Origin of the sequence: Paenibacillus oenotherae, from assembly GCF_019443105.1 — a bacterium.
GTDB classification, from domain to species: Bacteria; Bacillota; Bacilli; order Paenibacillales; family Paenibacillaceae; genus Paenibacillus_Z; species Paenibacillus_Z oenotherae.
The window spans coordinates 1-15282 of the sequence record NZ_JAHZIJ010000031.1 but is presented as its reverse complement, the minus strand read 5'-3'; the positions used below and the strand labels follow the sequence as shown (position 1 = coordinate 15282).

Sequence of the window (15282 nt, the reverse complement as noted above, 5' to 3'; positions counted from 1 at the left end):
ACATTCGGGTAGGACGCTGTTGCCGCATCCAACAGGATACAGTCAAAGCGAGGGATCGCCCTTCGCTTTTTCTTTTTGTCTCTATCTGCGGGGACGCTTGCTTTTTTGCAGGAAATAGGTTTTACTATAGGATGATAATGGTTCGCTTGCAGGAAGCGGCGGATTCGCATGAGAGGAAGTGTCAAGATGAGCAGCGACTACACCTTAAAAATTGATCCTGAACGCATCAAGGAAATGCCGATGGTCGATTTGGCGTTTGAATTGCTGAAAGCGGTCAATACGCCGTTCTATTTTCGTGATCTAATGATGGAAATAGCGAAAATCAGAGGCTTGTCTCAAGAAGAAATCAACCAGGTTATTGCGCAAGTATATACGGAAATCAATATCGATGGTCGCTTTGCCTGTGTGGGCAGCAATATGTGGGGATTGAAGCGCTGGTATCCGGTAGAGCGTTCCGAGGATCCGGTAGGCAGTGCGAAGCGTCCTCGTATTATTAATGACGAAGATGATGATGATGATCTCTACTCCGATGATGAAGAAGAATCCTTCGCAGCGGATGAAGAGGATTTCGATGCTTATGATGAAGATGGAGAGATCTTCGAAGAAGCAGAGGAAGAAGCGGAAGTTGATGAAGAAGTTCTGATCGATGATGAGGAGATGGATGAGGAATCCGAGGAAGAGGATTCTGAAGATCTCGACGATTCTGACGATGAGGACGGCTTTGATGACGACGCTGAAGATGATGATGAGGACGATGACCGATAAAAGACCGCTTTCGCTCGATATGTTCTCTTGACAGCGGGCAGTTGCGAAGAGTAAACTATTGCATGGGCTTTAAGTTCGTGTATAAGTTATATACAAATTAAGAAAGTGCCCCGTTTATACGGGTGTCACTTTTTTCTTTTTTTTGATCCATTTTTATGCGTGAAATGGGCAACCCTATACTTTAACATAATAGCGTGGAGGGTATCATCAGTGACCAAATATATTTTTGTGACCGGCGGTGTTGTTTCTTCTTTAGGAAAAGGTATAACTGCCGCATCGCTCGGCCGCCTGCTTAAGAACCGTGGTCTGAAAGTGACCATTCAGAAATTCGACCCGTACATCAACGTTGACCCGGGTACGATGAGTCCTTATCAGCATGGAGAAGTGTTCGTAACCGATGACGGAGCGGAGACAGATCTCGATCTGGGCCATTACGAGCGTTTTATCGACATTAATCTGTCGAAGAACAGCAATGTGACCACAGGCAAAATCTATTCCACCGTCATTACCAAGGAACGTCGGGGAGAGTACCTCGGCGGTACGGTTCAGGTTATTCCCCACATTACGAACGAGATTAAGGATCGTGTGTTCCGTGCGGGCAAAGAAACAGGTTCGGATGTTGTTATTACTGAGATTGGCGGCACAGTAGGCGATATTGAGAGCTTGCCGTTCCTGGAAGCGATTCGCCAGATCAAGAGCGATATTGGACGCGACAATGTCATGTACATTCATGTTACGCTGATCCCTTACATTAAAGCGGCGGGCGAAGTGAAAACCAAGCCTACCCAGCATAGTGTGAAGGAGCTGCGGAGCATCGGCATTCAGCCTAATGTTGTCGTATGCCGGACGGAGTATCCGCTTGCTGATGAATTGAAGCGCAAGATCGCGCTATTCTGCGACATTGATGCGAGTGCGGTTGTTGAATGCCGCGACGCATCGACACTGTATGAGGTTCCCCTTAATTTGCGTGAGCAAGGGCTGGACGACATTGTCGTTAACCACCTGAAGCTGACAACAACGCCTCCGGATATGACGGAGTGGGAGAATCTGGTGAAGCGCGTGAAGCAGCTTAGCCGCACGACGGAGATCGCCATCGTAGGCAAATACGTTGCTCTTCACGATGCGTATCTCAGTATTGTTGAATCGCTTAGCCACGCAGGCTTTGCTGCGGATGCGGAAGTGAAGGTTCGCTGGGTTAACGCGGAGGAGCTTACGGAGAGCAATGTAGCGGACAAGCTGCAGGGCGTACACGGCATTCTGGTGCCGGGCGGCTTCGGCGACCGCGGTATCGAAGGCAAGATCAACGCCATCCGTTATGCGCGTGAGAACAATGTGCCGTTCTTCGGCATTTGCCTCGGCATGCAGGTTGCGGTTATCGAGTATGCGCGTTCCGTAACGGGACTGCGTGATGCCAACAGCTCGGAGATCAATCCATCAACGCCGTATCCGGTCATCGATCTGCTTCCTGAGCAGAAGGATATCGAGGATTTAGGCGGTACGATGCGTCTTGGCTTGTATCCGTGCAAGCTGGTTCCAGGCTCGCTTGCCGAGCGGGAATACGGAGACGAGCTCGTGTATGAGCGTCATCGCCACCGGTATGAATTCAATAATGAATACCGTGAATCCATTGAAGCGGCTGGTCTGCTGATCTCTGGTACATCACCTGACGGCCGTCTCGTCGAGATGATCGAGCTTCCGGGTCACCCATGGTTCCTGGCTGTGCAATTCCATCCGGAATTCACCTCGCGCCCGAACCGTCCGCAGCCGTTATTCCGTGGTTTTGTACAAGCGGCTCTTATCAATGCCGAAAATTAAATATTTTTAATTATTTTTCCATTAGAAGCAGGATAATGAATGTTGACAAGCGAATATGTTAATGATCGGCGTTTGTATGGGGTTAACAATTCGTGTCGTACTGGTAGGTGTCGGCATTTGTAGGAGGGTTTCAAGTTGGATAAGAAGAAAGTGTTGATCGTCGATGATCAAAACGGAATTCGCGTCTTGCTGATGGAAGTATTTAGCAGTGAAGGGTATGCGACCTTTCAAGCCTCCAATGGCAAGCTGGCGCTTGAAATCGTTAGAGATGAAGCGCCGGATCTTGTCTTATTAGATATGAAGATCCCGGGCATGGATGGACTTGAGATATTGAAGCATTTGAAGGCCATCAACAAGGAGATCAAGGTGATCATGATGACGGCTTACGGAGAGCTGGATATGATCAAAGAAGCGACTGACCATGGCGCGTTGATGCATTTCACGAAACCGTTCGACATTGATGAAATGCGAATGGCGGTCAACATGCAGCTGCGCGGTGGAGAATCGAATAATTGGTATGCAGTAGGGTCCTAATCGGGGCCCTCATTTTTTTATCACCTGGTTGTGATGAGCGCGTGAGACGATGTTGCAAAGGACTGTACCAAACAATGCCCTGTTGTGGTATAATAGCTCAGTGTGACAAGTCGGACGAGCCTCAGGATGGGCCCGGAAACGGTGCTGTCAAGTGCCGGATATGTCTGGAATTGAATTGTTCCCCGAGAGGGGCCGGCATAGTTTCTGCCCATCTGCGAAGCATCACAGAAAACATGCATATGCTTACAAGCAAGTTTTCTGCCGCAGGCAGCTTGTAAGGGGAGCATAAGCAGAAAACTTTTAGGAGGAAGAGAGAATTATGCCACTCGTATCTATGAATGAATTTTTGCCTAAGGCAAAAGCGAACAAGTTCGCGGTAGGACAATTCAACATGAACAACCTTGAATTCGCTCAATCAATCGTTGAAGCTGCTATGGAAGAGAATTCGCCGTTTATTTTTGGTGTTAGCGAAGGCGCACTGAAATACATGGGAATCGAGTTCACTGTAGCAATCGCTGAAGCGGCTGCCAAGCAATCCGGTCTGCCAATCGCGCTTCACCTTGATCACGGCAGCAGCTTTGAAGTAGCAATGAAATGTATCCGTGCGGGCTTCTCATCCGTTATGTTCGATGGTTCCCACTACGGTCTTGAAGAGAACATCGAATTGACGAAGCAAGTTGTTAAAGCGGCACATGCAATGGGCGTTTCTGTTGAGGGTGAGCTTGGAACAATCGGCGGCGTTGAGGACGACATCAGCGTTGATGAAGCAAATGCATCCCTTGCGAAGCCGGAAGAAGCGATTCGTTTCTACGAAGAGACGGGCGTTGACTGCTTGGCAATCGCAGTAGGTACAGCTCACGGTATGTATGCGGGCGAGCCTAACATCCACTACGATATCATTCAAAAAGTAGCCAGTGCTATTCCAGTACCGGTTGTTTTGCATGGCGGTTCCGGCGTACCTGACGAAGCAATTCGTCTGTCGATCGCAGCTGGCGTTGGCAAAATTAATGTGAATACAGAGAACCAAGTTGCTTGTACGAACGCTATTCGTGAAGTTCTTGGCGGCAATGCAACTGTATATGATCCGCGCAAATACCTGACACCTGCTCGTAAAGCAATGAAAGCAGTTGTACAAGAAAAAATCCGGCTGTTCGGCAGCAGCAACCAAGCGTAACATCCGGAGCAAGGAACAAACCGCCATGTGAAGCCCAAGTTGACAGCTCGCGCTTCCGGATTCAAGCATCAGCTGGAATGTGGAGCGCTGGTTGTGCCGTAACGATGAAGATCGTGGGTTTCGGCGGTTTTTCCTTTGTTCTCTTCCGAATGGGAGGATAATGAATCTGATGGAAAAATTGATGGTACGCGGCGGACTTCCGCTGCGCGGGACCGTTCAGATTAGTGGAGCGAAGAATAGCGCGGTCGCTCTTCTGCCCGCCGCAATATTGGCGGAATCGACGGTAATATTGGATAACCTGCCGCTTCTTAGCGATGTAGCGGTATATAGTGATATTCTTCAGGAGCTGGGCGGTACTGTGACTTGGAACGGTGACACCATTGTCATTGATCCATCCCTTATGCAATCTACTCCTATGCCTAACGGGAAAGTGAAATTGCTTCGCGCATCCTATTATTTGATGGGTGCTATGCTTGGACGGTTTGGTGAAGCGACAATCGGCTTGCCAGGCGGCTGTAATTTTGAGCCACGGCCAATCGATCAGCATATTAAAGGCTTTGAAGCGCTTGGCGCACAAGTGACCAACGATCATGGATCGGTGCGTATCGTAGCCAAGGAGCTTCGGGGAGCCAAGATTTATCTGGATGTTGTCAGTGTGGGAGCAACCATTAATATTATGCTTGCGGCCTCCAAGGCCAAAGGATTCACAATTATCGAAAACGCGGCAAAAGAGCCTGAAATCATAGATGTAGCTACACTTTTGAACGCCATGGGTGCAAAGATTAAAGGGGCGGGAACGGAAACGATACGTATTGAGGGCGTGGATAGCCTGCATGGCTGCCGGCACTCCATTATTCCAGACCGCATTCAAGCAGGTACTTACATGATAGCTGCAGCTGCAACGCGCGGCGATGTTATTATAGATAATGTTATTCCGAAACATATGGAGGCCATGACCGCCAAGCTTCAAGAAATGGGCGTTCATGTTTATGAAATGGATGAATCGATTCGAATTGTGGGGCAGCCCCACTACGAAGCGATAGACGTGAAGGCGTTAGTTTACCCCGGATTTGCCACTGATTTGCAATCCCCTATGACCAGCTTGTTGACACAGACCAAAGGTGTAAGCATTTTGAGCGATTATGTGTACAGCAACAGGTTCAAGCATGTTCCTGAGCTAACACGTATGGGTGCTAACATCCGCGTAGAGGGACGCTCTGCCATTGTTGAGGGCGGGCCGCTCAATGCAGCGAAGGTAAGAGCTGCGGATTTGCGGGCAGGGGCTGCTCTTGTTGTTGCGGCGCTTACTGTGACAGAGGGCGTGACCGAAATTACCGGTGTCGAATACATCGACCGAGGTTATGATAATTTAGTAGACAATTTGCGAATGCTCGGCGCAGATGTGTGGCGTGAGCAGGAGTAATGGAGACTGGCGGAACCGGACGCGGAATAGACCGGTTCTTTTCCGGCAATGCTGGAATAAGTTGGATTGATTTATTGATAGGATTGATCATTGAATAAAGAAGTGGTGAGAACATGTCCGAACTTCAGATCACAGATCTTGAAGAGATGAAGCTGACTGAACTATATAAGCTGGCTAAACAATATCAAATTCCTTATTATGGTCAGCTTAAGAAGAAGGAATTAATTTTTGCAATTTTACGTGCACAGGCAGAACAAAGCGGTCTTATGTTTATGCAGGGCGTGCTGGAGATTTTATCGGAGGGCTATGGTTTTCTCAGGCCGATCAACTATTTGCCGAGTACGGAGGACATCTATATCTCAGCCTCCCAAATTCGCAAGTTCGATTTGCGGACGGGTGATCTTGTTTCCGGCAAATGTCGTGCTCCCAAAGAAAATGAGCGCTATTTCGGCCTGCTGCAGGTCAACGCCGTAAATGGAGAAAGCCCCGAACATGCTGCAGAACGCCTTCACTTTCCTGCCCTAACTCCTCTCTATCCAGAAAAGAAGCTGGTTCTCGAAACTTCCCAGTCGAAATTATCAACACGCATTATGGATGTGCTCGCTCCCGTGGGTCTTGGCCAGCGTGGTTTGATCGTCGCTCCGCCGAAAGCAGGCAAGACTTTGCTGCTCAAGGAAATTGCCAACAGCATTTCGACGAATAATCCGGAGATTGAGCTATTCGTGCTGCTGATTGATGAGCGTCCTGAGGAAGTAACGGACATGCAGCGTTCTGTTAAGGGAGAGGTTGTTGCATCGACATTCGATGAGCTGCCGGAGAATCATATTAAAGTGGCGGAGCTTGTGCTGGAGCGTGCGCTTCGGCTTGTTGAGCACAAGAAGGATGTTGTTATATTGCTGGACAGCATTACACGTCTGGCGCGTGCCTACAACCTTGTCATTCCGCCTTCAGGCAGAACATTGAGCGGAGGTATTGACCCTGCGGCATTCCATCGGCCAAAGCGGTTCTTCGGCTCGGCGCGGAATGTGGAGGAAGGCGGAAGCTTGACGATACTGGCTACGGCCTTGATCGAGACGGGTTCCCGTATGGATGATGTTATCTATGAAGAGTTCAAGGGAACTGGCAATATGGAGCTTCATCTTGATCGCAAGCTTGCAGAGCGTCGCATCTTCCCTGCGCTCGATATTCGACGTTCGGGTACACGGCGTGAAGAGATGCTGCTAACGAAGGAACAGCTTGACAAAGTGTGGGCGATACGTAAAAACATGAACGATTCGCTGGAATTTGTAGATGGCTTCCTGAAGAAGCTTGCGGATACGAAGACGAACGAGGAGTTCCTGATGTCTCTTGATCTTTCCTCGACCCCGCAGCCATCGGCACCTAGACCAAACAGGCCGCCAAGCTCTTCCGGGGGCTCAAGCAGCATGGGAGCAGGAAGACGGCCGACGCGCTCGACGCCTGCCACATAGAGGAACGGCCAGGAGGTGACAACATGAATCTCGTATATGCGGACGAACATGGCAATCTGTTCGATCATCCCGATTGGATTGCGCTTGGTCGCAGCGGGGATATGATAGTTGAATTAATGGAAGATGAACTGATACCGCTACCTGACGGAGCGACATTGGTCGGATTGCCATATACGCGGCCAATCGGCTTACATGCGGCATCGGGCGAGATGCGTCCGATGCCAGGTGATGTTCAAGCGGTGGGAGCACTGCTTCCGCAAGGGTTTACCCGGCTTAGCATCCCAAGCTATATGAAGACGGACAAGAACCAGAAGCTGCCGCTGTTCGGTTATTCCGCTGTTGTCTGGAAGGAAGACGGCTTTTATGTTGCTGCTCAGCAGTGTGATGATCCGGAGCGTTGGAATCCGCTTAATTGCGATCGTCAAGAGCTGAGCCTGGGTGTGGAGCGTCTGCTTGCCAAGTACCCGGAGAACCGGTTGTATCAGCATTTGTCGAACTGTGCGTTAGGCTATGAATGCTTGACGGCTTCCAATACATTCCTGCAGCGCTGGGAAGGGGCAGTGCCTGTTTCTTTCTCCTGCAATGCGGGCTGTTACGGTTGTATTTCCGAGCAGCCGGATGACAGCGGGTTTCCTGCACCGCAGACGCGAATGAATTTCAAGCCGACTGTCAATGAGCTTGTCGATATTATGCTGGAGCATCTGCGAACACCGGAGTCCATTATCAGCTTCGGACAGGGCTGCGAGGGCGAGCCATCGACACAAGCGAAAATCATCGTGGAAGCCATGCGCGAAGTTCGGAGCAGAACGTCACTCGGTCATATCAACATAAATACGAATGCAGGCCTGACCGATCATATCCGCGCTATTGTGGATGCCGGGCTAAGCCTTATGCGCGTCAGTACGATCAGCGCGCTGGATGAACACTACAACGCATACTACAAGCCGCGTGGATACACATTAGCCAATGTGGAGAAATCGCTTCGGTATGCAGCGGATAAAGGGGTGTACACCTCTATCAACTATTTGATCTTCCCCGGCGTAACCGATCGGGAGGAAGAGATCGACGCTATGCTCGGATTTATTAAACGAACGGGCTTGCGGCTAATTCAGATGCGCAATTTGAATATTGACCCGGAGAGCTATCTGGACCTGATTCCCAAGGCTCAAGGTGAAATATACGGTATGAAGCAAATGCTGGAGATCTATGCACAAGAGGTGCCGGATGTTGTCATCGGCTCTTACACCCATGTGCCACCGGCATCACTTTTATACTAAATTATGGCAATATCTGCAATAAGCACAAATACATTGCGGCGAGTAGACCATACATGCTATAATCGTCGCATGTGTGTATTTTAACTCTGGATCCACAAGTTGATTCAGGGCAGAAAGAGGTGAACGCGATGAAAGAAAGTATTCATCCGACATACCATATCACCACGGTTACTTGCGCTTGTGGCAACAGCTTCGAGTCTGGTTCTGTTAAACAGAGCCTGCGCGTAGAGATCTGTTCCGCTTGCCACCCGTTCTACACGGGTAAGCAAAAGTTCGTGGATGTTGGTGGACGCGTCGACAAATTCAAAAAGAAATACGGCATCTAATCCTTACAAATCGCTTCTGCCGAAAATTAGCAGAATACAAGAACCTCCCTCAGCCATCCTAATGGTCAAAGGGAGGTTTTTTTAATGAAGATATTACATCGGACCGGATCGCGATCCAGAATGATGCTTGCATGCGTTGCTCTGCTGTTGGCGGCAATTATGCTGCTGACTGCTTGCGGCGATAATAACGGCAGTAATAACGTCAAGACCAAATCCTATGGCAACGATGGCTACCTGGGATTAAGCAATAGCAATCCGCACCTGCCCAATCGCAACGGCTCTTACTTGAATTACCGCGAGGACGGTGATTTCGCCGAGAAGAAGCTGAAGGAGATCGGCGGCATAGCGAGGATGAATATTACTTTTCAGGGGCCCAACCTATATGTAACTTTACGGCCGGAGTCCGGGGTGAATGAGGCGCAGCTTCGTCTAAAAGCAATATCTGTCCTTCGTTCCAATATGCCAAGATATATCATTCATGTGAACACATCGCGTCAATAAACGGGAAGTCCGCAAATCCTGATTTATTCCTGTGCAAACAACTTTTGCCGATAGGTTGCATCTTGGCCCAGAACACGTTATACTAAGTTCTGCCGTGCTAGATGGGGAGGTAGCGGTGCCCTGTAACTCGCAATCCGCTGTAGCGAGGTTGAATTCCTGTCTGAGGTTATGCTGATGCGGGGCTGGTTTTTATGAACAGTGTTGACGGAATGGGTCCTCCGCAATGGGCGCTTGTGAACCCGGTCAGGTCCGGAAGGAAGCAGCCGTAAGCAGGTACGTTCATGTGCCGGAGGGGTGCCTGGCCAGAGCTGGGATTAAAATTGCCGCCCGGGTCGCATATATCGAGGGCAGGTGCACGGTTTATATTTTAGAATAATAATGATTACCCAAACATCCAAGCGTGTCTCAGCATGAGCGCAGAGGATGTTTTTTTATTATATTGCAGTTGAATGCCGAACACGACCTGCGGAGGAAACGGATCCATTAAAGAGGGGATGCTCATGTACGATATTCCACCGGAATCCATAGTTAAACTCAGTATACGAACACTCGACGACTACTCGAATCGCCTGCCGGGCACGATGGTTATCGTGGTCGATGACCGGGCTCATGTGGTGCATTGCAACATACAGTTTTTGAAGGAAACGGGCTATTCAATGCCATCTATGATGAACAAGCCTCTTCGTATGCTGTTGAATGATGGCTTGACGGGCTCGATATCTGCGGACTGGCTTCTTCGTTCGCTCTCGGATCGGGTTGTCGAGCCGATGACGGTATGTTTGAACAAAGCTGATGGCACAATTCTGCGTGTGCTGGTCATTCGCATGCTCATTGAGACAGAGGCAGGAGTGCAGACCATGCTGCTGCTCTACAATCAAGAGCCAGCTAAGAACGGCAATCTGATGGAGCGGTTCGGCAAAGCAATGCTGACAGATGAGCACATTGGTGTTGTGCTGCTGCAGCCGGATTCCAGTATACTTGACATTAGTCCGCTGGCCTGTCAGGTGCTGGGCGTATGCAAATCAGTTGTCGTTAATGAGCCTCTGTCACGTTTTTTCACCAATGCCGAGAATGAATACGCACTCATCCGCTCAGCGCTCCAATATGGCGAAACGGTTCGCAACTATCCCATAACTTGGCTGCATGAAGGAAAGCGGTCGGAATTGCTGATGGATGTGGGTTGGTTGCGCTGGCCGGACGGCAGTGTTGAGGGTGCATATATTATTTTCAAGGATATTACAAACTTGAGATCGTTAGAGGAGCAAGTCCAGCGGGGCGACCGGCTTGCTATGATCGGACAGATCGCGGCAGGCGCCGCTCACGAAATTCGCAATCCGCTTACCGCCATCAGGGGATTTCTGCAGATGTTCCGCAAAACCATGTCCGATCGCGAAATGAGCAAAGAAGTAGGCTATACCGATATTATGCTGTCCGAGCTGGATCGTATCAATGCGCTGGTAAGTGAATTTTTAATGTTGAGCAAGCCGCGGCATGTCATCTGTGATCAAGTTAATATTCATACCGTGCTCAGCGGCATAATGCCGATGATATCCAGTGAAGCGACACTTCACGGCGTCATGGTGGACTGGGAGATAGGGGATGATCTTCCGCTTGTAACAGCTGATCAGGAGATGCTGAAGCAAGTGTTCCTCAACATTTGCAAGAATGGCATAGAAGCGATGTCAAGCGGAGGAAGGCTGACGGTAAAGGGAAGATTGGAGAGGGATAGGGAAGGTCGGCGTATCGTCATTGACATACAAGACACCGGTCCTGGAATACCGCTGCATATGCTGGACAAAATATTCGATCCGTTCGTAACGACCAAATCCAACGGTACAGGGCTTGGTTTATCTGTATGTCAGCGGATTATCCATGAGTTCGACGGAGTGATTCGAGCGGTGAGCAGGGAGAACGGCGCACAATTCACCATTGTATTGCCTTGTTAATAGTTTTTTTGAGAGATGCGATCGTGTATAATGAAGAGAATTGGGCAACGCCCCATCTAAGGAAACGAGCCGAAAGGGACGGTACGCGTGGCACATATAGCTCTTTATCGCTCCTGGCGTCCGCAGACGTTCCGGGATATGGTTGGCCAACAGCATATTATTCAAACCTTGCAGAATGCCATTCGCGAACAGAGGGTTTCGCATGCGTATTTGTTCAACGGCCCACGGGGAACAGGGAAGACGACCACAGCCAAACTATTGGCCAAAGCGATCAACTGTGAACGTGGACCGGCAGTAGAGCCCTGCAATGAATGCGATGCCTGTCTTGGCATTACGGCCGGAACGATTATGGATGTCGTGGAGATTGATGCGGCTTCCAATCGGGGGATTGACGAAATTCGCGATATACGGGACAAAGTCCGTTATGCGCCTTCCGATGTCCGTAATAAAGTGTATATTATTGATGAAGTTCATATGCTAACCTCGGAAGCGTTCAATGCTTTGCTGAAGACGCTGGAGGAACCGCCTGCGCATGTTATTTTTATTCTTGCGACTACAGAGCCTCACAAGCTGCCTGCGACGATCATATCGCGATGCCAGCGTTTTGACTTCCGTCAGGTGTCGCTTCCGGAGCAGACGGAGCGGTTAAGGGAGATTTGCAAAGAAGAAGGCATTGCAGCTGATGAAGATGCGCTCGCCTACATAGCCCGCCTGTCCGACGGTGGAATGCGTGATGCAATCAGCTTGCTGGAGCAAGTAGCTGCATATTGCGGGGAAGAGATTACGCTTGCAGGAGCTGTTGATGTAACGGGAGGGCTCGCAGCCGAACAATTTGCGCAATTGGCAGATGCCGTTCGGGAGCGCAACGCGGGTGCAATACTGCCGCTGGTCGAAGGGCTTATGCAAGCCGGGAAGAGCGCAGACAAGTGTCTGGAGAATCTGGTCTATTATTTCCGGGATTTGCTCGTGATTAAGCTGGCCCCTCGAGGGCGTGCGGCGACAGAGCGGATTGTGGATCAGGAGCGGTATGCGGCAATGGCCGAAGCCTTCAGTGCAGATCGGTTGTTCCGAATGATTGATGTCCTGAACCAGTACCAGATTGAAATTCGTCATGCCTCATTGCCTCAAACGATTTTTGAAGTGGCTCTTATGAAAATATGCACGCTCCCTGAGACGGGAGATCCGGTATCCGACCGCGGTTCTGCAGCAGCAGGGGAACGCTCTGCGGGAAGTGCGGCAGCAACAGGAGCCTCCGGTAAGACGGCGCCCCCGCCAGCAGCGGAGGTGATGCGTCTCCAGCAGCGGATCGACTCACTGGAACAGAAGCTTGAGCAATTGCTTAGGTCAGGTGTAAGACCAGCTGGCGAAGGGGCGGCTTCTGGCGAGCCATCAGGCTCGGGCAGCGGCGGGAGGACCAATCGGGCAGGGAATTTTGGTGCCCGTAGCGGGAATCAGACTGGCGGAATACCGCGTTCCGGTGTTAAGCTTGCTCCATACGTTGCTGCCGCTGACAGTCAGACGACGAGTCAGGTGCGGATGAAGTGGGGCGAGATTCTGCAGCGGGTGAAGGAAGCGCGCATTACAGTCCATGCCTGGCTTGTTGATGGCGAACCGGTTTCCGCAGATGACAAATCCGTACTGGTAGCCTTCAAGAACACGATGCACCGCGAAACAACAGAGAAGCCAGCCAATAGAGAGTTGATCGAGCGCGTCATGCAAGAGTCATTCGGCAAGCCGCTCTTGCTGGCGACCGTCATGATCAAGGATTGGCAGGCTGCTGCCGATGCAGGGCCAGCAGCGGCAGAGCCCTTGCTCATGGAGACGGATGAACAGGGTGCTGCCCCGTCATCGGATCCGGAATGGGTCGAGGAAGCAGTCAAGCTGTTTGGCGAGGATCTGGTCGTAATCGAAGATAAGTAAGGATTGAGATCAAATGAAACCAAATTATAAGGAGCGAACATTCCAATGAACAACATGAATCAAATGATGAAGCAAGTGAAAAAAATGCAGGAGCAAATGCTTAAAGCACAAGAAGAGCTTGGAACAAAAATGGTAGAAGGTACAGCGGGCGGCGGTGTTGTGACGGTTTCAGTCAACGGTCACAAGAATGTTCAGAGCATCGTGATCAAGCCGGAGGCTGTAGACCCTGATGATATCGAAATGCTGCAGGACCTTATCCTGACAGCTGTCAACGATGCGCTTAACAAGGTCGATGAGCTCGCTAACAAAGACATGGGCAAATTCACAGGCGGCATGAAAATCCCAGGGTTGTTCTAATCCCCGCTGTAAAGGAGTTTCGACTTGTACTATCCCGAACCGATAGCCAAACTAATTGATGCTTTCAGCCGCTTGCCGGGTATCGGTCCCAAGACTGCGGCCAGACTTGCCTTTCATGTGCTGCGGATGAAGGAAGATGATGTGATAGATTTTGCGAAGGCGCTGGTGAGTGTTAAGCGCAATCTTCATTACTGTTCTGTCTGCTGCAATATAACGGATATCGATCCGTGCCGTGTATGCCAGGACAAGACGAGAGACGCTTCCGTTATTTGTGTCGTACAGGAATCAAGGGACCTTGTTGCGATGGAGCGGACGAAGGAGTTTCAAGGCCAGTACCATGTCCTGCAGGGAGCAATCTCTCCCATGGAAGGGATAGGGCCTGATGACATCCGTATCGCAGAGCTGCTCAAACGGCTAAGCGATGAGACCGTTCAAGAGATGATATTAGCGACAAATCCTAATATTGAAGGCGAGGCTACCGCAATGTATCTGTCGCGGCTCGTCAAGCCATTTGGGATTAAAGTAACGAGAATTGCCCACGGTTTGCCGGTAGGCGGCGATTTGGAGTATGCCGATGAAGTAACGCTCTCCAGAGCTCTGGAAGGCCGAAGAGAGCTCAGTTGAATAGGAATGATAAGATGGATTGAAGACCTTGTGAGGGATGTGCCTCGCAGGGTCTTTTTGTTTTGCTCCCAGCCGTTCTAATTGCCCTCATGCTTCATAGATTGATAGTACATGCACAGTACTTTGCATACGAGGAGAGAACGGACAAGCGGGGAGGAGAATGGCGATGTGGAAACGATGGAATTGGTTATGGAGTAAGGAAGCTGCGGAGAGCAAGGAGAAAGAAGGCGTTAAGTCGGATATGTATATGTTGTATGAGGAGATTGTAGCGGCCAGGCGTGATTGGGATAATGCACAGCGTCATTTCGAATACGCGCTAGGACGGGATCAGGTAGATTATGCGATCTTTGCCATTGAAGCTGCTGAGAAGCGATATGAGATGCTGCTTCGCAAAGCCAAGGCGCTCCAGCTCAAATGGCCGCAATGGTACAAGGGGGAAGTGCAGTGAAAACAATTTGGCTGGCAGTTCTAGTCGTATCGGCAATTCTTCTACTTATTGTAATCATACGCCAGAGGCTCTCCTTGCAGTGGGTAAGAAGTTTCTCGCTGCATCTTGTAGCGGCGGCGGTTGCGTTGTACATGCTTAACTACTCTGGAGTCGTATCCGGCTTGGAAGTCCCGATTAATCCGACTACAATCGGCACTGTAGTATTGCTGGGCATCCCCGGGATCATGCTGATTCTGGGCTTGCAGTGGGCGCTGTTCTGACGGAGGGGGGCTTGCGTAGGAGGCTGCGAACGTTGGAAAATGAAAAAGCTTGACCACCCGACTGCAGGTATGCTAAAGTAGTCTTCGCATCACATGAAGGTTATTGGGTTGCGAATAATATTTTAAAATAATTTAAAATAATGCTTGCAATCATATAGGCGGATGTGATATATTAATCAAGTCGCCGCTGAGAGGTAGCGACGAGGTAAACAAGAATTTGTTCTTTGAAAACTGAACAATGAGCGACCTGTCAAACAGGTTTTAACAAGTAAGTCAGCGATGAGCTAACAAGCCATCCTGAAACTGGCTTCGGCCACTTTTATGGAGAGTTTGATCCTGGCTCAGGACGAACGCTGGCGGCGTGCCTAATACATGCAAGTCGAGCGGACTTGACGAGAAGCTTGCTTCTCTGATGGTTAGCGGCGGACGGGTGAGTAACACGT

Annotated in this window: 15 protein-coding genes, 1 rRNA gene and 1 other RNA gene; all 17 read left to right on the top strand. The window is 50.0% G+C overall.

Annotation, left to right across the window (positions count from 1 at the left end; all coding sequences use genetic code 11):
- The first annotated feature begins 186 nt into the window (after positions 1 to 186).
- Positions 187 to 765, top strand: a complete 579-nt coding sequence (rpoE, locus tag K0T92_RS23945) for a DNA-directed RNA polymerase subunit delta (RefSeq protein ID WP_219875149.1) — start codon at positions 187 to 189, stop codon at positions 763 to 765.
- Positions 766 to 975: 210 nt separating this feature from the next.
- A complete protein-coding gene (gene pyrG, locus K0T92_RS23940; RefSeq protein WP_219875148.1) occupies positions 976 to 2580 on the top strand; it encodes a CTP synthase in 1605 nt (534 codons plus the stop codon).
- Positions 2581 to 2715: 135 nt separating this feature from the next.
- Positions 2716 to 3114, top strand: coding sequence for a response regulator (locus K0T92_RS23935; RefSeq protein ID WP_219875147.1), 399 nt, complete (start codon positions 2716 to 2718; stop codon positions 3112 to 3114).
- Positions 3115 to 3433: 319 nt separating this feature from the next.
- The gene (gene fba, locus K0T92_RS23930; protein WP_219875146.1) at positions 3434 to 4288 is read left to right on the top strand and encodes a class II fructose-1,6-bisphosphate aldolase; all 855 of its coding nucleotides are present in this window, start codon (positions 3434 to 3436) and stop codon (positions 4286 to 4288) included.
- A gap of 169 nt (positions 4289 to 4457) precedes the next feature.
- On the top strand, positions 4458 to 5711 hold the full coding sequence (locus K0T92_RS23925; RefSeq protein ID WP_219875145.1) for a UDP-N-acetylglucosamine 1-carboxyvinyltransferase: 1254 nt from the start codon (positions 4458 to 4460) through the stop codon (positions 5709 to 5711).
- 113 nt (positions 5712 to 5824) lie between these two features.
- Positions 5825 to 7180, top strand: coding sequence for a transcription termination factor Rho (gene rho, locus K0T92_RS23920; protein ID WP_219875144.1), 1356 nt, complete (start codon positions 5825 to 5827; stop codon positions 7178 to 7180).
- 23 nt (positions 7181 to 7203) lie between these two features.
- Positions 7204 to 8457: a radical SAM family protein gene (locus tag K0T92_RS23915; RefSeq protein ID WP_219875143.1), complete on the top strand. Its 1254-nt coding sequence runs from the start codon at positions 7204 to 7206 to the stop codon at positions 8455 to 8457.
- Positions 8458 to 8585: 128 nt separating this feature from the next.
- A complete protein-coding gene (gene rpmE, locus K0T92_RS23910; protein WP_219875142.1) occupies positions 8586 to 8783 on the top strand; it encodes a 50S ribosomal protein L31 in 198 nt (65 codons plus the stop codon).
- A gap of 84 nt (positions 8784 to 8867) precedes the next feature.
- Positions 8868 to 9284, top strand: coding sequence for a hypothetical protein (locus K0T92_RS23905; protein ID WP_219875141.1), 417 nt, complete (start codon positions 8868 to 8870; stop codon positions 9282 to 9284).
- A gap of 92 nt (positions 9285 to 9376) precedes the next feature.
- Positions 9377 to 9643, top strand: an RNA gene (ffs, locus tag K0T92_RS23900) — signal recognition particle sRNA large type.
- A 141-nt stretch (positions 9644 to 9784) separates the two neighbouring features.
- The gene (locus K0T92_RS23895) at positions 9785 to 11230 is read left to right on the top strand and encodes an ATP-binding protein (protein WP_219875140.1); all 1446 of its coding nucleotides are present in this window, start codon (positions 9785 to 9787) and stop codon (positions 11228 to 11230) included.
- An 87-nt stretch (positions 11231 to 11317) separates the two neighbouring features.
- Positions 11318 to 13150, top strand: a complete 1833-nt coding sequence (gene dnaX / locus K0T92_RS23890; protein ID WP_219875139.1) for a DNA polymerase III subunit gamma/tau — start codon at positions 11318 to 11320, stop codon at positions 13148 to 13150.
- Positions 13151 to 13195: 45 nt separating this feature from the next.
- Positions 13196 to 13507: a YbaB/EbfC family nucleoid-associated protein gene (locus K0T92_RS23885; RefSeq protein WP_219875138.1), complete on the top strand. Its 312-nt coding sequence runs from the start codon at positions 13196 to 13198 to the stop codon at positions 13505 to 13507.
- 24 nt (positions 13508 to 13531) lie between these two features.
- Positions 13532 to 14131 carry a recombination mediator RecR gene (recR, locus tag K0T92_RS23880; RefSeq protein ID WP_219875137.1) on the top strand — a complete coding sequence of 200 codons (600 nt, stop codon included), beginning with the start codon at positions 13532 to 13534 and terminating at the stop codon, positions 14129 to 14131.
- Between the two features lie 166 nt (positions 14132 to 14297).
- Positions 14298 to 14579 (top strand): DUF2508 family protein, encoded by a 282-nt coding sequence (locus tag K0T92_RS23875; RefSeq protein ID WP_246628396.1) that lies wholly within the window; start codon positions 14298 to 14300, stop codon positions 14577 to 14579.
- Entirely contained in the window at positions 14576 to 14839 is a 264-nt protein-coding gene (locus K0T92_RS23870; RefSeq protein ID WP_219875136.1) for a pro-sigmaK processing inhibitor BofA family protein, read from the top strand. The genes K0T92_RS23875 and K0T92_RS23870 overlap by 4 nt, the downstream gene beginning before the upstream one ends.
- Before the next feature lie 318 nt (positions 14840 to 15157).
- Positions 15158 to 15282: ribosomal RNA gene (locus K0T92_RS23865) — 16S ribosomal RNA — on the top strand; the annotation flags it as partial.